Below are 21,149 nucleotides of genomic sequence, written 5' to 3' on the forward strand. Positions count from 1 at the left end.
ATGCATCGCACCTTAATGGGAGAGGAACTGGATGTATTCTGTTCATCTCCCATTGCTCACATCCTTCATCCAGAAGCAGGCTTGAGTCCTCCACCAGGGCATTTCCACCATAATCTTCAACAAAGTGAGAAAGACGGTCTTCTGCCGATAGCATACCCAAGCATTAGCATATGTTTCGTGTTATTGCATAGCATACAGACTTTCACATACCCGCGTCCGGTGCAAGATGCTTGTCAAACCAGGAAAGCACGCATCCACAGAGATCACGGTAACTCGCCTCGTTCCAGGTTCCAGACCAGTGGCCTTCATCCTGATAGCAGCGATATTCGACCTTCTTCTTCAGGCGACGTAATCCAATGAACGCTGCGGCTGCCTGTTCAGGTGCTCCTGGATCTTGTCCCCCACACAGGAGCAAGACGGGGGCTGTAACACGCTCCAGATAAAAGAGAGGAGAGTTTTCGATATAGGCAGGTCGTTTCTCCCATAATGAACCTCCCATGCGGCCTTGCCCTGACTCGCACCAGCCCAGCCACTCATCGTTGCCAACCTGACCAAGCGTAAAATACGACGCTATCAGGTTGTAGGTGCCTGCACATGCCACTGCTGCAGAGAAGATCTGGGTCTGCGTCAAGAGTGCAAGCGTGGAGTAGCCACCATAACTTTGTCCCATGAGGCCAATTCGCTTGGGATCAGCGATTCCCTGGTCGATAAGGCGCATAATCGCCGGAAGGACGTGTCTCGAAAGTTGAGAGAGTGGATCATGGTCTTTCAGAGGCATATCAGGGGTGAGCAGCCCATATCCATGATTGACCAGGATTTGTCCATGGATCACATCCTGTGTGACACCAAAGCCATGCAAGTGGTTCGCATTCATCGCGCCGCCATACACTTCAACGATGATGGGAATAGGCTCACCTTCTCTGTAGGTTGGCGGAAGTAACAATGCAGCCAGTCCTGGTTGGCCATCGAGCGCGCGATACTCAATCAAACGACTTGTTCCTACTGCGACCTGGCTGAGATCAGGATTGAACGAGAGTACCCGTTCCTGTTGCTGGTCGTTCCACTGAAAACGCCAGATCTCGGCAGGGTGGTGACTGGCTTGTAGTACCAGATACCCTTCACTCTCCTGTGATTCATCGCGATGGGCTATTTCAATCTCACATGTTGGCCATTGAATACATTGAGATAGTTCTGCGACAATATGTTCATGCCCACTCGATATTTCCATCTCGATAAGCGCGGTATCTTTCGTGCGAGGATTACGTGCCAGTACACAAAAATAGCCTGGACGCATCATGTGAATGGTTGCCGTCGTGGGGGATTGTACCCATCCGAGGACGTTGTATTTCCCGTGAAGGGGCATATATCGTCGTGTCGTTTCTTCTGTACGTCCATGCGCTCGTATCGTCCATTCCCAATATCCCTGTTTGGCCAGGCAATAGATGCGTGTACTGTCCAGGCTCCAGCGAGGAGCTTCAATCTCTCCCAGCAGTTGCATATCGACGGTGGGATCGCTCAGGTCCTCAGGTTCGGTGGACCCATCTGCTGCAACCACAAACAAGTGGCTCTGTTTTCCTCTCTCTTGTGTCGTGTAGGCGAGCCAGTGGCTGTCTGGTGACCAGTTGAAGCAGACGCCATATTCTTGCGGAATACGGCGCGCAATGACCTGCGGAGGGCTTCCATCAAGAGGAAGCAGAGTCAGATCAAAATAGAATTGTTGCAGCTTCGGCTCTGCTTCAACATAACGAAGCACGGCAACAGAGCGACCGTCAGGGGAAGGTTTCCAGCCGAGAATGCGCCAGTTCTCTGCAAGCTGTTGCACCTCACCTGTGTTCACATCAACCTTTCCCAGGTCACAGCGATAGCCATCAGCCCATCCGGGGAGCGTGGTCGCCCCGGTTGATGTGCTGCCAGGGGTGAAGGAAAAAAACGGTTACGTGCGTATCATCAGTGGTTGTGTTGATGCACTCTCGTGAGGTGAGGGGTGGAGAGGCAACGAGCTTCACCACAACAGACTGACCATCTGGCGTCCAGCGAGGCACCTCAAAGCCAAAGAAAGGGCGAACCAGCACATGAGAATAGCGTCTGGATTGCCTGGTCTCACGCGTCCAAATACTCAGGCAGGCCTGTTCCTGGCCTTGCTGGACATAAGCGGCTATCGCGCTTCCATCTGGCGACCATTGCGCCCCCCAACTCGCCCCCTCAGGAAACGGCTCGTCGACAACCCCTGTCGTTGTATCGACGAGCAGCACGCGACTGTTGACCATTGGTCGCGGAATGCCAGTGTCGGTATAACTCTTATGCCCTGTGCTCTTGCTTTGCCGTTTCTGGTGCTGCACACTCACGAGGAGATATCTGCCGTCAGGGGAGAGATGTAACGGTACACGCGTTGTTGGTTGTGAAAGCTCAAAGAGGATATCCGTAGTAAAAGAATGTACTGTCATGAGTTCCCCCCCAATTGTTGCGTTAAACGCGAGAAACGTCTACAAAACACTCTCCCAAACAAGAATCAAGGCGAATAGGTCCAGTGTTGTTTCTGCCCGCTCTTTTCAGGAAAGAAGATGTGTGTCCATGAGTTGGGGCAGTGAGAACTCCTGCCCATTCAAGCTGATTGTCATCGCCATCTCGTGAAGTGAGAGAGCATACTCTTCCACCTGTGGATCGCCCAGGTCATGATAGGTTTGAAGGCAAGACTGAATGCCACTTCTTATGGGCTCTGCTTGCCCATAAAAGGTAAGACAGTCTTTTTGCACACAGACAATGGTTTCATGCTGCGGTTGTGAAATCAGATAGAGAGCATAGGGTTGCTCTTGTTGATCAGAAGGGCGAAAATAGGCTTTTGTGAGCGTGGGGCAAAAACAATGAAGGAGCACGGCAAATCCGTTTGACTTCTTCAAGAGTATTTCAAGGTCCTCCTCAAGCTGAAGTGTCTGCTTGGGTAGGGTTGACAACTCTTTCCAGTGAAATTTGGGGAAGAGAGGCCCACTGTTGGGACCAGCGAGTCGCATGTAACTGGCCCGAATGGGAAGGAAGGTTCCCACCCCAGCATCTCCGACCTTCTCAATGTATACAAAAATACTCGCCAGGGGAAGGTGCACATTGGCAATTAAGCCCCCACCTTCCCGAAGTTGTTGCGCCCAGGATGGAGGAATAGCCGGGACACTACAGGTGGCTAATAAGCGATCATAGGGAGCATATGGAGCGTATCCCTCATACCCATCAGCAACAAATGCCTGTACATTGATGATACCTGCGTTTCTGAGCCGATCTGCAGCGCGTAGCACTAGGTCCTCAGCGATATCAACGCTGACTACAGTCCCCATTGGTTTCACCATATGAGCCATAAGGCCCGCGTTATATCCTGTTCCTGAGCCAATTTCCAGAACACGTTGTCCTGGGGCAAGTGCGAGCGCTTCCAGTTGAGCAGCCATAATAGAAGGCTGTGAGCTCGAGCTGCTTGATATCTTGCGTTCATTAATTCTGGTGACTAAATAGCAATCCTGATAGAGTTCTTCAAGGGTTGGATTGAGAATCACATCCCAGTCTAACGTATTGCCGCGCTGTCGATAGTATTGGTTCACAAAGATTTCACGTGGAATAGTCAGAAAGGCATCGCGCACAAGTGGGGAAAGCTGATGTCCAAGTGAGGTCTCAATGTTTTCCACAAGCTGCTGGCGGTAGTGTGCCGTTTTTGGCTGTCTCATTGGCGGGGTCTTGTTCCTTTCTCGACGCTTGTGAGAGATGAGAGATAGGAAGTCACTGGCTACATACACAGTAATTCTTTCCAAGAACGAGATAAACACTCCTAAGAGGGTTGCATATCCCAGGTATTTTTTTCTGTGTCTTGACACCTCACAATCCTCTCTTTCTGCATTTTTGCAACCTATTCATTCTTTTTACTTGTTTTCTTTTTAAGTTTACCATGCTTTTTGGGACAAAAGTGGGACGGGGATGGACGGGAGTGGGACAATTAGGCATTTCTGGTAAAAGAAGATGAGATCTCTTGCCTCTTTTTGTGACTGGTTTTCTCTGGTCCACGCGCTCCCATTCCCGCGTTTCTCAGCGAAAGAGCTTTGGGAAAGGCAAAAGGAACATTTGTTATAATGCCTGTAAGTATTTTGCTGAGGAGCGATGTGTACGATGGCGAGCGATTTTGCGCACTTACATGTGCATACTGAATATTCCTTGCTTGATGGTCTCAGCCGCATTCCAACCCTGGTGAAGCAGGCCAGGGCGTTGGGGATGGAGCACCTGGCGATCACCGATCATGGTGCGATGTATGGTGCCATGGAGTTTTATCTGGAGTGCCAGAAACAAGGTATTCATCCGGTGATTGGTATGGAGGCCTACCTGGTTGAAGATGTCAACTACAAACCCAAGAAGAGCAATGCCTACTGGCATCTGGTGCTTCTCGCTCGATCCCAAGCCGGGTACGAAAATCTCATGAAGCTCACCACGCTGGGGTTTACCCAGGGCCTCTACTATGGCAAACCTCGTATCGATAAGAAGATGCTCCAGGCCCACGCCGAGGGGCTGATCGCGACATCTTCCTGTCTGGGTGGAGAGATTCCTGAACTCCTGGTAGAGAAGCAGGATATGGAGGCAGCTCAACGGGCGGTTCGCTGGTACCAGGATGTCTTTGGTCCCGAGAATTTCTACCTGGAATTTCAACAGCACTATGGGAAAGGATCGCCTCAAGATGCATGCAATGCTGGCTTATACCAGATCTACCGAGATATGCGTGTGCCTGCCATTCTGACCAATGATCTCCATTATGTCAACAAAGAGCAAGCGAAAGCCCACGATCTCTTTCTCTGTATCCAGATGAATAATCGCTACGATGATCCGGACCGCTTCCGCTTTGACTCTGATGAATATTTCCTGAAATCTCCACAGGAGATGGCCCTCCTCTATCCCGATATCCCTGAAGTGTTGCACAATACGGTGGCACTTGCCGAACGCTGCCAGATTGATCCCACCGCAAAGAAGGCCGGGTTACCCATCTTCGATATTCCTGATGGTTTCTCATCTCCCGACGACTACCTCTATGATCTCTGTCAAAAAGGAGCAAGATGGCGATTTGGGGAGGTCAGCACACGCGTTCAGGAGCAGATTGACTATGAGTTTAGCATCATCAAGCAGAAAGGCTTTGCCAGCTACTTTTTAATTCAGCAGGATGTGACGAACTATGCTCGCGACCATGGCATCACCTGCCTGGCCAGGGGATCGGCTGCGGGAAGCCTCATCGCGTATTGTCTGGGGATTACCAATGTTGACCCGTTACGCTATGGCCTGCTCTTTGAGCGCTTCATGAATCCCGAGCGCAACGACATGCCCGATATCGACATGGGTGCGACACGTTGCTAACTGAAAAGGTTAGCCACTAATTGAAAGATTAGGAGAACTGATACTCGGAGTAGCCAAATGAGAGAGTAACGACTTGAAGGGCTACCATTGAGACTGCGGCATGCATTCCTCTTAGGCTAGAAAGAAGAATGTATGGAGCCCGCTAAAGACGGCTGAGAAGACGCCCTAACACATAAAGGTGAGGAAAACCAGCTCCGTGAAGAGCTGAGCGACCAATAGGCCGGATGTCCATGAAGTAATTCTATGGTGAGAATCCAAAGATCAATTGGGGACGAACCACCGACTGACTCATCGAAAATGTCGCTTGGTAGAAATGCTAAGAGAGCCACATTGGCTCATCTCTACGGGACGAGTAAAGGCCATGTTAAGAAAGTCCTACAACCCTTACAGGGGGTTGGATGTAGAGACGGTGTTTAGGTGGCACCTAAGGAACTACGGGACGGATACGAGTATCGGAACGTGGAAAGCCTGCAACGCGGAAGGAAAGCCCCTGATGAAGCGTTCTGAGGGAAGACATAACCTCAGTTTATGCAGGTGAGAGTGGAGCCAACAGACCGATGAAACCATGATAATAAATGGTGGAGGAATAGGCTCTAGTCGTGGAACAAGGAAATATTCGCAGATAAGAAGAATTCTCTCGGATGCTCAGGTTCTTGTAAGACGAAAAGAAACGAACGTCTCCGACAGAGAAACTTTTGAAAGAGATAAGTAGTTGACTGAGCAAAAGAAGAAAAGAAAGAAGCTGAGGTACAACGAGTACTATTCATTGCAAGAAAGCATGGACACTTTGTATCAGCAGAGTTTAAAAGGGCAGAGTTTCACTCACCTTTACCAACTCATCATCCATGAAAACAATATCTTGAGAGCATTTCGTACCATCAAACGAAATACCGGAAGCCAAACCAGAGGAACGAATGGTCACACCATTCGCTACCTGGAGCAGCTAACGGTCGAAGAGATATGTGATCTGGTCAAAGGTCGATTGGAGAATTACCAACCAGACCCTGTCAGACGCGTTTTCATCCCGAAAGCAAATGGAGACAAGAGGCCTTTAGGGATTCCGACCATCGAAGACAGACTGATACAGCAATGCATACTGCAAGTACTCGAACCAATATGTGAGGCAAAATTCCATAAATCAAGCTTTGGTTTCAGACCCACCAGAAACACACATCATGCAATTGCAAGATGTCAGCATCTGTTAAACCACAGCAAGAACCATATTGTAGTGGATATAGATATCAAGGGGTTCTTCGATAACGTGAGCCATAGCAAACTCATCAAACAACTCTGGACAATTGGTATCAGAGAGAAACGAGTTCTGTGCATTATCGGCAAAATGCTGAAAGCAGAAATCGCTGGAGAAGGGATTCCCCAAAGAGGAACCCCACAGGGCGGCATTCTCTCACCACTGCTTGCCAATGTTGTGCTCAATGAGTTGGACTGGTGGATATCAAATCAGTGGGAAACGAAACGAACAAAACATGCCTACCGCAGTGTGAGTGCCCAGAATAAACAACTGAGCAAAACAAAACTCAAACCATGTTACATCGTTCGTTACGCGGATGACTTTAAGATATTCACGAACAGCTATACCAATGGGAAAAAGCTCTACGCAGCGACAAAACTCTGGCTCAACGAACGCCTGGCACTCAGCATAAACGAGGAGAAAAGCCACGTCACGAACCTTCGTAAAAATGGCTCAGACTTCCTTGGTTTCCGCTTGAGGGTAGTCAGGAAAGGAACGTCTCAGCATGGCTATGTTGCCCACTCAAAAATAGACCCAAAACGAAAAGTGAAAATCGTAAGGGTGTACCAAACGAAATTCAGGCAACTACGCCAGATGCCAGACCAGAAGAAGGCAATGAGCCTCAAAGGGTTCACCCTAGGAATCCATAACTACTACAAAATCGCATCGGATGTGGCAGCAGATTTTCACGATATCATGCACAGAATCTATGGGAAGTACCAAACCCTTCGCAAAAGGAACATCATTGTTCAAAGAGGCGAACGGAATAACGTCATCGAGAAACTCTATGGAACATATAAGAAACCACTGGACAAATGTTGTGGAGTAACGCTGTATCCAATTCAGCACATCCACTTCCATGTCCCAACCCAAATCGACCCACTCGTCACTCCTTACACCCCAAAAGGGCGCGAAAGGATACATCAGAACCAGAAAGTGGTAACGACTCTGGAAATTGAGCAACTACAGAGAGGGCATTTTGGGAAAAGATCGGTCGAATATATCGACAATAGAATTTCGAAATTTGTGGGTCAATATGGAAAATGTGGTGTCACTGACACCCGCCTTACAGTGGGACAGGCACACTGTCATCACATCAAACCCCTCAGCCTTGGAGGGACAGATCGCTACCACAATCTCGTCTTTGTACACAAAGAGGTACATAAACTTATTCACTGCCAAAACATCGAAATGGTAGAGCAGGCAACAGCAAGCTGGACCAAGAAGATGAGAAGCAAATTGAATAAGCTACGAACAGAGGTAGGGTTGTCCACGATCAAAGATGCGGATATGACCAATAAAACCACGATGGAACGCCGTATGCGGGGAAACTCGCACGTACGGTGTGAAGCGGGGGAAAAGGTAGAGATAACATCAAAACCTTACCTATCGCTATATTACCCTGATTCCAGGCGTGAAGAAGTGATCAACTATACCATGCAGCGCTATGGGCTGGAGAAGACGGCTCAGATGGTGACCTTTAACACGCTGGCTGCCAAAGGATCAGTTAAGGATGTGGCTCGCGCTCTCGGCAAAACGGAGCTTGGAGAACGGATTACGCGCCTGATCCCAACAGGACCCAAGGTGACGCTCCAGAGCTCGCTTGATGAGGTGTCTGAACTCAATGCTCTCTACAGTCAGAATGGAGAGGTGCGTGAGATCATTGACTTCGCTCGCCAGTTGGAGGGCCTCAATCGCTCGACCGGCGTTCACGCGGCAGGTGTCCTGCTCTCGGCCTGGCCACTCAACGAGATTGTGCCCCTTTCGCGCAAAGATCCCAAAGACTCTACGACGCCCCTGGTCTGCGGCTACGAGCATAAGTGGCTGGAAGACAATTTAGGACTCATCAAGTACGACTTCCTGGGGCTTGCCAACCTCTCTGTGCACAGAGAGGCCCTCGCGTTTGTTGCCAGGACCCAGGGGGAAGAACTGCTTCTGGAGCAAATTCCTGTCGATCCTACACCTGATCCTGTCTTGAGTGAGAGGAGAGAGAAAGCCTTTGCGATGCTCTCGCGTGGCGATGCTATTGCAGTCTTCCAGCTTGAGTCAGCAAAGATGCGCGAATATCTTAAGCAACTCAAACCGACATGTATCGAAGACATCATGGCCATGGTGGCTCTCTATCGTCCTGGACCCATGGATAGTATCCCGGAGTTTGTGGCCTGTAAACATGGGCGCAAGAAGGTCACCTATCTCGACCCACGCCTTTCGGAATGGCTTGCCGAGTCCTATGGCGTCATTGTCTATCAGGACCAGGTGCTCCAGATCGCCAACAACCTGGCAGGCTTCTCCTGGGGCAAAGTGAACAAGTTCCGGAAAGCCCTGAGTAAAAAGAAGATGGATGAAGTCGAGGGGTACAAAGGCGATTTTATTCAGGGCTGTGTCCATAATGGCATGAAGGCAGCGGATGCAGAAAAGCTCTTTACTCTCGTCTTGCCCTTTGGCGGCTACGGCTTCAACAAGGCACACGCCGCAAGCTATGGGGTGGTTGCCTACTACACTGCCTACCTGAAGGCGAACTATCCAGCGGAGTATATGGCGGCCGCCCTCACGGCAGATGCTGGTGACTCAAAGCAGGTCGCCGTCTTTATTGCCGAAGCCCACAAAATGGGTGTCAAAGTACTGGGTCCCGATGTCAATACCAGCGAACTCGGTTTCTCGGTCGAAGAGGGCAATATTCGCTTTGGCCTGCTCGCCATCAAAGGCATCGGTGAAGGGCCTATCACAGAGATTCTACGTGCGCGTGCTGATGGGGGGCCATTCACCTCGCTCGTCGATTTTTGTGTTCGCGTCACCGTGGGAAAAGGCGTGATTGAAAATCTTATCAAGGCGGGCGCCCTGGATTCTATTGAGGGAGAGGGAAAGCGCCATCGGCTCCTGGCCTCAGTTGAAACGGCAATCACGTATGGCAAACGAGAGCGCCAGGCGCGAGAGCGAGAAGTCTTTAGTCTCTTTAAAGATCTTGCGTCTGCTCCGGCGGCGCTTGTCTTTTCTCTTTCAGAGGCCACAGAGATCTCACGCAAACAGCTCCTGGACTGGGAAAAGGAGTTGATTGGCGTCTATATTTCGCCTCACCCGCTGACCTATCTGGCGCACCTGTTTGATGGACGCGTCACACATACCACCACAGAATTGCTGGAAAAAGGAGCGGAGGTCGGGAAAGGGACGGTCACGCTGGGAGGCGTCATCACCAACATTCGTGCCTTTAGCACCAAGAAGGGCGATATGATGTGCAGCTTCACCCTTGAGGATGCTCAGGGTGGGATGATGGTCACTGTCTTTCCTCGTGACTATGAGACCTTTAAAGCATACATCGAGGAAGACAAGGTGGTGCTCCTGATTGGCGAGACCCAGTATCGAGAGCAGCGTGATGAGGTCAATGTCCTCTGCAACAAGATCGAGCCACTCCAGGCTGTGGAGAAGGAAATGAATCGCCAGCGGCATCTGATCTGGTTCACGCTGCATTCCTGGGGAGGAGATGAAGTCGCCATCTCCGACGCCAAAATAAAGGTGCAGGATCTGCATGCCTGCCTGCGTCGTGCCGACAGAGGACATGATCTCTACGAAATCGAGGTCTGTAATGGGGAATGGTGTGCTCGCCTTACCCCTCATGAGAACACCATCGATTTTACGCCCCAGATTCATCAGCAGGTGGCAAACATTCTCGGTGAAGAGAATATCACAGTCCAGCCGATGTAGGAGAAGAGGGAAGATGTTATGCCTTCCCTCTTCTCACATGTTATCAGGAGGGCCGTGTGATAACGAGTTTTAAGAGCGTTGAGCCTCCTACTCTGGGCGAAGGATGGACATCACGATCTTGTCATGATACACCCCATCGCGATAACAGGCGTCACGTAGTATTCCTTCTTGCCGAAATCCTGCCCTCGTGTACGCTTTTATTCCACCTGTATTCAGTGATGAAACCGTGAGCATGATGCGATGCAAATTCAAGCTGGCAAAGCCGTAGTGGACAATCAGTTGTGTGGCTTCTGTCCCGTAACCCTGTCCCCAACTGCTTTTCTCTCCCAGCAAAATATAATATTCTCCAGAATGGTTAATATGGCTTATCGAGGCGATTCCTGCGTATCCAATCAGTTGGCTTCCATCTTTTTTCACGACCCCGAGTGTCAATGTATTTTTATCCTGAAGCGTTTGTTGTAGCCACTGTTCTGTTTCCTTTTTCGACCAGGGAAAAAGCCATGTTCCCATTGAGTACCTGACGACCTCGCGATCAGCAAACCATGTCCAAAACATATCAAGATCTTCAAGTTCTAGGGAACGCAGAACAACTTTCTCTCCTGCCAGAAATGTATTCATCTTTTTCATGCTCCTCGCCTGTACATATGTCAGAAAAGATAAAGTAGCACAAAATGCGAGTAGCGGCAAGGAAACTACTTTGCAGAAGGAAGGGTATCCGATATGTGTCCATGCTCAGGGCATTGATGTTGCCTTACCTCATCAGGTGAGTATGCATCATGCGCTCCAAATCAATCAGGCAGGACTGTATGTGGATAGGATTGAGGATATTGAGGAAGACGGAACCGTCGTCTTTACTGATGAGGCGATGATGTTTTACCGAGATATATTAGGCTATGAGTGTAATCGCTTACCTCTTTCAGAGGTTGAAGAGGGGGCAATGGAATTACAGGAGCGATATCCTGTACTCGCACATCGGTCTTCATAATGTTGGTATCACTTTGCTCTAGAAGAAGGGCCAGAGACAGATACGCTCTCAGACATTTGTCGAACCTGTGAATTGTCTCCGGTTCTGGGTGCAGCATTACACAGGAATCCTACTTGTAGTTAGCATGGTTGATACAAAACATGGATTGCGCTTATATCATCTGGCTTTGCGCGAAAATCAGGTTGTTGAGAACGATGATACGCGGCAGCTACCAGATTTCGCGCGGTACACGCTCCTGAAGTTGACAAAATCTCTTCTATTTCCTGATCAGTAAGATTGTCATGAACTCCATCCGTGCAGAACACAATGCGATCTCCAGACTGAAGGGCAACGCAACGCGTTGGAATCGACGCAAAGTCAGACCATCCTACTGCACAGGTAATTTTATTTCTTTTTTCAAAGTGCTCCTTGTCACATGGCGATAAATCGTGTGCGCTTCTGGCTTGCTCAATACGCCAGCTCTCGTCTCTACTCAAGTAGCCCCGCTCAATAGCGAACGGAAAGTATCCATGATCTTCCGTGAGTCGTTGGAGGGGTTGCCCATTTCGCAAAAGATAGATTCTGCTATCACCAATATGAGCCAAATAGAAAAAGGCCTGAGATTTCAAGACAGAGAGGATGCCAAGTGCGACCGTTGTTGCGGGTCTTCTTTGTTCCGGGGGGAGGACCAGTGAAGCAATGGTTGCGTCCGCGAGCTGTATCAATTGCTGCAACAGTGCTTCTCTTTCCGTATCCCCAAGCTGGCAACCAGTTTCAGGTAGAGCGTCCAAGGCAGACGAGATTGTCATGCCTGCGAGATGTGAAACCAGAAGATTTCTATCTCTTCCTCCCACTGAATCAAATACCCCAAGCAGACCTCTCTCACTATTCACCAGAACATAGTCTTCGCTTTGAGATCGCTGCTCGTGCATTTGATTGGCACTCTCAATGAGAAAGTGGTTTAATTGTAAGCTCATCACATGCTGATTCAAATGATTAGTACCTTCCTCTTATCGCTCACTTCTGAGAAGAAACTTGCGTCTACATTCACTTTTTATGCACATTTATCGAACCGCGCCGTAAAACCCTGGGCTTGAGCCCTAGGGATATGAGGCGTGTTCCTTTTGTGGGTGGATTGGGTGGTAGGGGAAACATCCTACCTTGTTTTTGTGCTCATACTGTTGTATAATTACAACTATGAAGAGACACAGAGAAGAGCAAACCACCATCAAAATCTGGGTCAAAACGCATGATAATTTGAGGCTTCTTGCTGCTCTGCAAAAGAAAAGCATGGTCGAAGTCCTTGAGCGGTTAGTGCGTGAAGCCCTCAAGAAAGAGGAGGCGAAACAACATGGCACTCAAGACGTATAAGTTTCGCCTTTACCCCACAAGAAAGCAAGCCGAGAAGCTGCAATGGACGCTTGCCAGATGTTGCGAGTTGTACAATGCAGCGCTGCAAGAGCGTCGAGAGATGTACACATACACTGGCAAAGGAACCACCTACAATCAGCAAGCCATGCAACTCCCCGAAATCAAAGGGATTCGGGAGGAGTACAAGGATATCCACTCTCAGGTCTTACAAGATGTGCTCAGGAAGGTGGAGAACGCCTTCAAAGGCTTCTTCAAGCGGGTAAAAGCAGGGAAAAAGCCAGGATATCCCCGATTTCAGGGGTGCAACCGATATGATAGCTTTTGTTACCCACAAGCTGGTTTCTCTCTTGAAAATGGGCTTCTTGTGCTCTCCAAGGTTGGGCATGTGAAGATCAAGCAGCATCGCAAGGTGCTTGGGAACATGAAGACGTGTACGCTCAAGCGAGAGGGCAATTGCTGGTATGTGTGCTTGGTGTGTGAAGTGCAGAGCGTTCCACGCACTCCCTACACCGATGAATGTGTGGGGATTGACCTGGGAGTGTCCAAGCTCGCAACGCTTTCTACTGGCGATGTCATTGAGAATCCTCAGCACTACCGACGTGCTGAGAAGCAGTTAGCAAAGGCCGGGCAAGCCTTGTCGAGAAAGAAGCGAGGTTCCAAGAGGCGCAAAAAAGCCGTAGAGCGTATGGCTCGTCTGCATCGCAAGGTACGCAATCAGCGCAATGACTACTTGCACCAGTGGTCGCGTCGTCTCGTCAACACCTATGAAACCATTGTCTTTGAAGAGATCGCGCCTGCCAACCTCTCGAAACGAGCAAAGCCCAAGCAAGATGAGGAGACAGGACACTATCTTCCTAACGGAGCCAGCGCGAAATCTGGCTTGAACAAATCCATACTTGATACTGGTTGGTCAACCTTCATTGCCAGGTGTGAGTACAAAGCTGAGAACGCTGGTACCGTCCAGGTGGTGAAGGTGGACCCACGTATGACCAGCCAGGTGTGCAGTGGGTGCGGCACAGTGGTCAAGAAAGACCTCTCAGAACGCTGGCACTCGTGCGCGTGTGGCTACGAACTGGACAGAGACCACAATGCCGCCATCAACATAAAAGCTCTTTGGCTCGGACAGAGCCATCAGGAAGCGCAAGCCTCCTGAGAAGCCCCCGGCTTGAGCCGTGGGGAGTCGTCACGATAATGAGTGACAGCACATCTGCACCTAGCTGGCTTTTACTACTGACCTCGACAGAGAGAGGTAAAGAATGAGGAGGGAAAGCCGATAGAAGGAGGAATGGGAGCACCAAGAAAAGCCGATTGGCGAGAAGAAAGGCGCAAACGCGCCTGGGTCCTCAAACATGAGGGATGGAAACAAAAAGATATTGCCGTGGCATTGGGAGTGAGCGAAGGAGCCGTGAGCCAATGGATCAAACAAGGAAGAGAAGGGGGAGAAAAAGCCCTCAAAGCGCATCCTGCAAAAGGAGCGACACCTCGCTTGACGGCTGAACAGAAGGCGCGCATTCCGACGTTGTTGGTGAAAGGAGCATCAGCCTATGGGTTTGTCGGGGAGGTCTGGAATAGTCGAAGACTAGCCCAAGTGATCAAACGAGAGTTCAAGGTGAGCTATCATCCCGACCATTGTGGTCGCCTTGTCCGCGAGATGGGGTACAGTATCCAAAAACCGGTGGAACGAGCGACACAACGTAATGAGGAGGCAATTGAAGACTGGAAAGAACATGAGTGGCCCGCTCTAAAAAAAAAGCCGCACAAGAAAGGCGAACGATCGTTTTTGTAGACGAATCAGGCTTTTATCTTCTGCCGATGATGGTGAGAACCTACTCCCCGAGAGGACAGACCCCGATAGTGCGTGTCAAGTTGACCCGCGATCATCTCTCGGCAATTGGAGGCATCACCCAAGAAGGGCGAATCTTCATGCAAACACAAGAGCACGCCTATAGAGCCGAAGACGTCGTACGATTTTTACGAGCCTTACTCCGCAAGATCTCAGGCAAGTTGCTCATTATTTGGGATGGCTCGCCAATCCATCGCGCGAATGTGATCAAAACCTTTCTCTCCAGTCCAATAGGGAAACGGGTGCATCTCGAGCGGTTGCCTGGCTATGCTCCTGACCTCAATCCTCAGGAATACGTGTGGAATCTCCTCAAACGCCGCGAACTCAAAAACCTGTGTTGCCAGGATCTCACTCACCTCAACCAAGAGCTTGTGCGTGCCAAAGAGCGCCTGCGTCATCGACGCGATATCCTTCAACGTTGTTTTTCTTATGCACTTGGTGAAGTTTAGTTGTTTATGACGAGGTCAGTAATATCTCTTTTACTGCAATTTCCTGTATCCTACTCTTGATGTGCCAAGTCGTCAATATTTATTTAGAGACGTTTATTCCACCAAACGTTTGCATTCCCCTCCTGGCGCCCTTCCTCGTCGGGAGTAAGGCCTCATTCATGCTACAATGCAAGTTTCCGTGTTACTACATCCTATATGATATTTTATTTCTTGCAGCTCTGCAGGCATAATACCTAAAAATGTAAGCAGCAAGCTTTTAAGAATTTTACTTGCAATAAATATAATTAGCATAGATAACTACTATTTAATCTTAACTTTATAATAAAGAGAGAAGCATACTATATATTAGACGAAAATCATTTCGCGCGAATTAATTTCGGAAAGATTTCGAAAAAGTACAACATTTTTTCAGTAGGACAGTTTGTGAATGGAGAAAGGAACGAACATATGAAATCTCATACACTCGCCCCCATCACACGGGATTCCTCTCTTACAGAGCAAGTAGGGATCCACGACCTCACCGAACAGGAGTTGGAGCAGGTCGTAGGTACTCAAGGCTACGGACACGATCATGACCATGACTGGGACGATCATGACCATGACTGGGACGATCATCGTCGCCATGACTGGGACGATCATCATCGCCGTGGCTGGGGTTATGATCACGACTGGGATTATAACCGTGGCTGGCGCCGCTAGCCTCATCGCCACTGTTACAAAGGAACAAAAGAAAGCAGGTATCCTTACTGGATACCTGCTCTTCATATCTCGACGTTCGCAATTGACCTCAACGTAAAGAACTAAAAAGAATAGCCAGCATGGGCGAAACACTGGCGAAGGAGAGGTTTGCGATGTCTCAAGCGTTCCTTGGCGCGACGCACCTCCCGTTGGACGTGTGGCACGTCAAGACAACAAACATTCTTGAGTTCGACGCGCTTGAGCAAATTCCAGACACCTTCCTGGGGATTGAGGGCGGCGAGCATAGCCAGGCAGGCGTTCGAGATGGATGCGTTTGGCTCCGCCTTTGGTCAAAAAGTCTTTAGTCGGTTGAGAGCGATGAATGGAAGCTCCGTCCCAGATCACCAGCAGTTTGCCTGGGATCTCGCGCAAGAGCAACGGCCACGAAGCGAACCACGTCGGGGCCTTTGTAGGAATGGTCTTGGGTTTGCATCAGGATCTTTCCTTCCGGGGTAATGGCACCAATGGCTGAAGATGGTCACGGGTCAGTTTCACCGGCAAGACAGGCGTCTGGCCAGCAGGAGCATAGGTATGCGCTGCCATTGGCAGCAAGGAGAAGCCAGCCTCATCTACGAAGGCGATGGTCCGTTTTTCGTCGTTGGCCTTTTTTTCGCTAAATGGCAATCTTGCCTTGAGCTACGCTCATTTTCAGGGGAAAAAGCGACAGTTTCACGCTCGCCTCATGCGAAGATTGCCATTCAGCTTTTTTCTAGGACGGCATTTTTCTCTGGGATAGTTGCTCCTCTAGAGCACGTAAGTAGCGCTCTGGGTCTTTCCGAAAACGATGTTGTTCACGTCGGGCTTCGTGACGATAGTCTACCTGTTTTCGGAGCGTTCGCCATTGCGCCAGGTTGCGAGGGGCTAGATCAGAGCCACTGAAGTGGTTGTTCTGGGTGACAATTGTTGCAACAACGCGCACCGAGCCGCGTACGACAAGACCTGGAGAGGCTTGTTTCCGGCCCGTTGCACGCCGTTCGTGGTAGCGTGTAGAGCCAAAAACATGTTCGAGATCATTGTTGGTGCGTGGAAGACCAACCACATCATAACAGTGAAACAGTCCAGGCCAATAGCTTGCGGTGACTTTGAGAAAGGTCGCGGTCATCTGACAGAAGAGGGCGGTCGGGAAGCCATGGTGTCGCATTTCCTCAAGCAATCTCTCATACTGTTGTTGTACCTCTTTTGATGAAAGATGATCCGCATTCGTCAAAACATGTGCTGCCCGATGAACGAGTGCATAGCCAGCCTGCACATCTGGCCACAACGGCTCTGTCGTCGCTATTCCTTTTGTCAGGAGCCGATGGAGTTTATCAAGTGAAGACGGCAAATCCCCTCCTTGGGCGACCCGCTCCAAGGAACCGACAATCAGGGAGAGTCGCTCGTGCAATTTGAGACCAGGAGCAGCAAGGGGAGGATGTCCATCGTCGGTTAAAGCACTGCGGACAGCAAGACAATACTTGCGTGTGATGGTTGCCTCCTCATTTTCCTGTTGCTCAACTTCCCGCTCAATCGGACGAATACCACGGACCTGCTTTTTCAACTCTTTCTTGGCATGGCGATCTGCTTCATAAACTGGTTTTGCCGCTTCACGTAGATAATGAAAGTGACACAACTGGTGAGGAACTCCTGGAAATGCTGTTGCTACGGCATTACGAATCGAATGCTGTCCATCCGAAATGATCCCATGAACAGGAACAGAGAAGGTATCCTGCACCTCTTTGAGCAGCGTCACGAGATCGGCCTCACGTTCGCTAAGCAGAGGTCGGGCAAGGAGAATCTCTCCCGAGACACAATCACGAACCACCCAGAGCACTTCATGACCAACATCCGGCTTCAACCCATCCACTGCCAGAATGAGATGCTCTTGCTTCCGCGTGAGCGATTGTAGGCGTTCGCGATCTGTCATGTGAAGAGCTACCAACTCTTCATACCGTGCTAAAAGATTGAGCACTGTCCGTTCGCCAATCGTCAATCCTCGTTCATGTAAGCTACGATAGATTTCTGGCAGGCTTTGATGCCATCGGTAGCGCAGGAACCCAACCAGCGCGATCACGTCTAGCCCATATTCTCCATGTGGGAGTGCCCATGCTCCTTCCGCCTCTGGTCGGTATGGTTGGTGAAAGCGGGTACATGCGGAAGAGACACATCGGCACACCACCAGGTGCAAATGATACCTCCCAGTAAGGGTAGTAATCGTGCGTTGCGTATGATAGGAGACGTGAGCAGCATTCTCACAGGCAAGACAAGTGGTTGAGAGAGGCTCAAGTGTCTGAAGAGGGATCTTGTCCGAAGCGTGATGGGGCCTTGCCATGAGACGCCTTCTTTCTTTGTGGCACGAGTGTTCAACAGGCACATTGAAGCAAGAAGCTTCCAACATCTGGGAAAGGCGATTTCTTGCTTCAATGTATCGAGCAGGCAGAGGGTGGGGGCTTTAAAGGGAGCCAATTAGATGGAGCATTTGTCGTCGCTCCATTGCCTCATCAGCAATGGGGATGGCTAAGAGCAACAGTTCATCCAGACCACTGGCTAAAAGCTCTTGTACACGATCTCGCACCGTCGTCTCATTGCCACTGATCACGAGTGTCCGCGCCAGGGCATTCAACTCCACCTCATCGCCATTCACTGCGGAAGCCCAGCCGGCTTGCGCGAACATACGAGCGTATGTGCTCGTCTGTGCGAGTTGCTGTATCAACCGGCGTACTGCCAGGAGTACCGCTGCTTCATCCGTACTGAAAGCGACCGGCAAACACGCAACGATAGGGGGAGCAGGGCGGGATCTTTCCTCGGCTCCGGCTTGCAGGGCAGGCAGCGCCTGGTTGAGCAAGTAGGGAACGGGACACAGCGAGGCAAGAGCGCCATCAGCAATTTCCCCCGCGAGCCGAAACGCCTTCAAGCCCAATGCAGGGATGAGCAAGGGAACCTGAGCTGTGCGTGGCAAGGTATCCACCACCTGGAAAAACTCACCCTGGTGGTCAATCCTTCCTTGCCATAACACGCCGCGCAGCACCTCCAGGTACTCTTTGAGATATCTCAGGGGCGCGATCTGCGACAAGCCATATCGACTCTCAAGGAACGAACGATTGCCAGAACCAATTCCTAACCGCAAGCGCTCTGGGGCGAGGTCATGCACCGCGAGAGCCTGCTGTGCCATCACCAGTGGATGACGTGGATAGTCTGGCACAATTGCCGTTCCCAGTTTGATCCGTTCTGTTTGGGCGACAGCAGCCGCAAGAACGGTTAAGATATCAGCGAAGCCTGCCCCTCCTGAAGTCATCCACGCTTGTTGGACGCCCGCCTGCTCAGCCTCATGAATCTTGGTGATGGCATCCATAGTATCTCTTGCCTGAATGTAGATTCCAACGCGATCACGGAGCGAACGTGCTCGAGACACATGTGATGACAATTGCTGGCTGAACGTATCTTTCTGTTGCATGAATTTCATCTCTTCCTTTTATCTTTTGCGTGACAAAGGCGCCAGGGCCTCGAGTTTTGCCCTTCCTTCCTTCTCTAGCCAGGTAGCAAAGTCCCTCAGACCAGGGTGCAGCTTGCGCAGTGTGGGGATATCCGCCTGATACCCTCCCTTGTTAACAAAGTCATATGCAAGGGCGGCATCCGCATTCTGCTGGCGAAGGGTTTCAATGGGAATATGGACAGAGGGAAGAGTGCGCCCAATCGTGCGAGAGATTGCGGCGGCGATCTGTGGCGGCGTGAGCGCATCTCCGGCGATTTCGAGGGTTTTCCCGACGTAGAAATTCGGATGCTCGAACGCCAGGGCGACAAACGCGCCGATGTCATCTACGGCGATTAACTGCACCGCCACATCCGGATTGAACGAGCTCGTAAACGAACCACGCGGCACACCGAAGGTCGGACCGATAATATAGTCCATGAACGCGGTCGGACGCAGAATCGTCGTTGGCAGTTTTAGCGCCTGGATGTGCTGCTCAACAGCCCACTTGCTAAACGGGCGGAGGCGAGCTTGGTCTGGCGCGCCAGCAGTCGAGGCATAGACAAAGTGCTGAACTGAAACTTCTTTGGCCACCTCCGCCACGTTTTTTCCCTGGCGAACCTCATCATCGTAGCTGGCGAACTGGATGCTGAAGACGCCATAGACGCTCTTCATGGCTGCTCTCAACGATGCACGATCGTCGTTATCACCCTGGACGACTTCAGCACCTGCCTGCAGTAGCGCTCGTGCAGCAGGCGAGTTTCGGTCGCGGGAGAATACCCTCACATGCCAGCCCGCAGCCATCAGATGCCTGGCCGTTGCGCCGCCTTGCCGACCGGTGGCACCTGTGACGAGAATAATTTTATCTGTTCTCTCCATAACGCTCTCCTGATACTCCACAAAACACCGGTTTTCCTTGATACGTAACTGATGTTGCCCACCCACGTATCCTCTTCGCTCTCTGGTGGTAGTATGAAGCGACGCCTCTGCTTTAACCAGGAGTGTGTTGTATCATATGTCTAGAAAGTCATATGCTCACGCAAGAGTACTGAGCGCGGGGAGCAACGAGGAATGCATGAGAGAAAGAGTCAAACACCGCACGGGACTGGCCGATTTTTTGCAAAATCGTCGTGCGCGTCTGCATCCAGAACAATTTCATCTGCCACCATTTCAGCGGAGGCGAACGCAGGGCCTCAGACGAGAAGAGCTGGCCCAATTGGTTGGTGTGGGTGTTTCCTGGTATACCTGGCTCGAGCAAGGTCGGGATATTCAGGTTTCCGATCAGGTATTGGAACGCCTCGCGTCCATCCTGCAACTCAACGCGGAAGAGCGCTGCCATTTGTTTCTCCTGGCACAAGCTCCACTTCCCCCAATAGATACTCAGAGCAAGAAAAAGCCCACACCCAACGCCACCACACAAACCATTCTTGATGGCTTCATCTACCCTATCAGGCTCTTTGATCAACGTATGAATGTGGTGGGATGGAACGAAAGCGCCAGGCGGATCTTTGGCGATTATCCGAGTCGCTCTGAACGAGAGCGCAATGGCCCCTGGTTTCACTTCATGCACCCGTCTTCACGAATTTTTGAAGTGCATTGGGAACGAGAGGCACGGCGTTGTCTCGCCTCATTGCATGTCAGGCATGACCAGTATCCTGATGATCAATGGTTAAACGAGTTGATTGCGGAGTTGCAGCAAGCCAGCCCGGAGTTTCGCGCTTGGTGGCCTGAGCATGAGATTGTGTTGGACTGTGGCAGCCTCTATGAAATCAATCATCCACAGGTTGGTCGCCTCGCCTTGCACCCAACCGTCTTCCCCATGCCTGAGCAGCCTGACCTGCAAATGATCATCTATACACCACTGGCACAAGAAGATACAACCGCCAAATTGAGCGTGTTAATGACCGGAGAGAACGAATGTGGCAAAGTGAAATCCTAATACGTGGATGATTTGCTGTCTGAAATGGTACGCGCGTTGCTGTTTCGTGGTAACTATCCCAGAGAAAAATGCCGTCGTAGTTTTT

Annotated in this window: 18 protein-coding genes; 9 read left to right on the plus strand and 9 right to left on the minus strand. The window is 50.5% G+C overall.

Going from position 1 to position 21,149, the window contains the following annotated elements; genetic code table 11:
* Positions 1–202: 202 nt before the first annotated feature.
* The 3 genes from JMJ16_RS00505 to JMJ16_RS00515 form a co-directional block, all read right to left on the minus strand.
* Positions 203–1,837 carry a prolyl oligopeptidase family serine peptidase gene (locus JMJ16_RS00505; protein WP_201377550.1) on the minus strand — a complete coding sequence of 545 codons (1,635 nt, stop codon included), beginning with the start codon at positions 1,835–1,837 and terminating at the stop codon, positions 203–205.
* Positions 1,838–1,868: 31 nt separating this feature from the next.
* The gene (locus tag JMJ16_RS00510) at positions 1,869–2,444 is read right to left on the minus strand and encodes a hypothetical protein (protein ID WP_201377553.1); all 576 of its coding nucleotides are present in this window, start codon (positions 2,442–2,444) and stop codon (positions 1,869–1,871) included.
* Positions 2,445–2,549: 105 nt separating this feature from the next.
* Positions 2,550–3,704 (minus strand): protein-L-isoaspartate O-methyltransferase, encoded by a 1,155-nt coding sequence (locus JMJ16_RS00515; RefSeq protein ID WP_201377556.1) that lies wholly within the window; start codon positions 3,702–3,704, stop codon positions 2,550–2,552.
* A 436-nt stretch (positions 3,705–4,140) separates the two neighbouring features.
* Here JMJ16_RS00515 and dnaE point away from each other — a divergent pair, with 436 nt between their 5' ends.
* Together dnaE and ltrA are read left to right on the plus strand one after the other, a co-directional pair.
* A complete protein-coding gene (gene dnaE / locus JMJ16_RS00520; protein WP_236601085.1) occupies positions 4,141–5,367 on the plus strand; it encodes a DNA polymerase III subunit alpha in 1,227 nt (408 codons plus the stop codon).
* A gap of 778 nt (positions 5,368–6,145) precedes the next feature.
* A complete protein-coding gene (gene ltrA, locus JMJ16_RS00525) occupies positions 6,146–10,315 on the plus strand; it encodes a group II intron reverse transcriptase/maturase (RefSeq protein WP_236601086.1) in 4,170 nt (1,389 codons plus the stop codon).
* Positions 10,316–10,402: 87 nt separating this feature from the next.
* On the opposite strand, the gene JMJ16_RS00530 is transcribed toward ltrA, so the two are convergent.
* Positions 10,403–10,933, minus strand: a complete 531-nt coding sequence (locus JMJ16_RS00530; protein WP_201377563.1) for a GNAT family N-acetyltransferase — start codon at positions 10,931–10,933, stop codon at positions 10,403–10,405.
* Positions 10,934–11,012: 79 nt separating this feature from the next.
* On the opposite strand from JMJ16_RS00530, the gene JMJ16_RS00535 reads away from it, so the two are divergent.
* Complete coding sequence (locus JMJ16_RS00535) at positions 11,013–11,300, plus strand: hypothetical protein (protein WP_201377567.1); 288 nt, start codon at positions 11,013–11,015, stop codon at positions 11,298–11,300.
* 119 nt (positions 11,301–11,419) lie between these two features.
* Here the strand turns inward: JMJ16_RS00535 and JMJ16_RS00540 are convergent, their stop codons facing one another.
* Positions 11,420–12,271, minus strand: coding sequence for a PP2C family serine/threonine-protein phosphatase (locus tag JMJ16_RS00540; protein ID WP_236601087.1), 852 nt, complete (start codon positions 12,269–12,271; stop codon positions 11,420–11,422).
* A 359-nt stretch (positions 12,272–12,630) separates the two neighbouring features.
* Between JMJ16_RS00540 and JMJ16_RS00545 the strand changes: the two genes are divergently transcribed.
* The 5 genes from JMJ16_RS00545 (at position 12,631) to JMJ16_RS00560 (ending at position 15,985) form a co-directional block, all read left to right on the plus strand.
* The gene (locus JMJ16_RS00545) at positions 12,631–13,803 is read left to right on the plus strand and encodes an RNA-guided endonuclease TnpB family protein (protein WP_201377569.1); all 1,173 of its coding nucleotides are present in this window, start codon (positions 12,631–12,633) and stop codon (positions 13,801–13,803) included.
* A 132-nt stretch (positions 13,804–13,935) separates the two neighbouring features.
* Complete coding sequence (locus JMJ16_RS53460) at positions 13,936–14,436, plus strand: winged helix-turn-helix domain-containing protein (protein WP_236601088.1); 501 nt, start codon at positions 13,936–13,938, stop codon at positions 14,434–14,436.
* Positions 14,382–14,942, plus strand: a complete 561-nt coding sequence (locus tag JMJ16_RS53465) for an IS630 family transposase (RefSeq protein WP_236601089.1) — start codon at positions 14,382–14,384, stop codon at positions 14,940–14,942. The genes JMJ16_RS53460 and JMJ16_RS53465 overlap by 55 nt, the downstream gene beginning before the upstream one ends.
* A 447-nt stretch (positions 14,943–15,389) precedes the next feature.
* Positions 15,390–15,641 carry a hypothetical protein gene (locus JMJ16_RS00555; protein WP_201377572.1) on the plus strand — a complete coding sequence of 84 codons (252 nt, stop codon included), beginning with the start codon at positions 15,390–15,392 and terminating at the stop codon, positions 15,639–15,641.
* A gap of 152 nt (positions 15,642–15,793) precedes the next feature.
* Positions 15,794–15,985 (plus strand): hypothetical protein, encoded by a 192-nt coding sequence (locus tag JMJ16_RS00560; RefSeq protein WP_201377574.1) that lies wholly within the window; start codon positions 15,794–15,796, stop codon positions 15,983–15,985.
* On the opposite strand, the gene JMJ16_RS55795 is transcribed toward JMJ16_RS00560, so the two are convergent.
* The 4 genes from JMJ16_RS55795 to JMJ16_RS00575 all read right to left on the minus strand — a co-directional run bounded on the left by JMJ16_RS55795 (position 15,982) and on the right by JMJ16_RS00575 (position 20,004).
* Positions 15,982–16,113: a hypothetical protein gene (locus JMJ16_RS55795; protein WP_255553149.1), complete on the minus strand. Its 132-nt coding sequence runs from the start codon at positions 16,111–16,113 to the stop codon at positions 15,982–15,984. The genes JMJ16_RS00560 and JMJ16_RS55795 overlap by 4 nt on opposite strands.
* 276 nt (positions 16,114–16,389) lie before the next feature.
* Positions 16,390–17,988 (minus strand): transposase, encoded by a 1,599-nt coding sequence (locus tag JMJ16_RS00565; protein WP_236601090.1) that lies wholly within the window; start codon positions 17,986–17,988, stop codon positions 16,390–16,392.
* Between the two features lie 120 nt (positions 17,989–18,108).
* Positions 18,109–19,110, minus strand: a complete 1,002-nt coding sequence (locus JMJ16_RS00570) for an LLM class flavin-dependent oxidoreductase (RefSeq protein WP_201377577.1) — start codon at positions 19,108–19,110, stop codon at positions 18,109–18,111.
* A gap of 18 nt (positions 19,111–19,128) precedes the next feature.
* Positions 19,129–20,004, minus strand: a complete 876-nt coding sequence (locus JMJ16_RS00575) for an NmrA/HSCARG family protein (protein ID WP_201377588.1) — start codon at positions 20,002–20,004, stop codon at positions 19,129–19,131.
* Positions 20,005–20,200: 196 nt separating this feature from the next.
* Here JMJ16_RS00575 and JMJ16_RS00580 point away from each other — a divergent pair, with 196 nt between their 5' ends.
* Positions 20,201–21,064 carry a helix-turn-helix transcriptional regulator gene (locus JMJ16_RS00580; RefSeq protein ID WP_236601091.1) on the plus strand — a complete coding sequence of 288 codons (864 nt, stop codon included), beginning with the start codon at positions 20,201–20,203 and terminating at the stop codon, positions 21,062–21,064.
* Positions 21,065–21,149: the final 85 nt, after the last annotated feature.

Source organism: Ktedonobacter sp. SOSP1-52 (assembly GCF_016587395.1).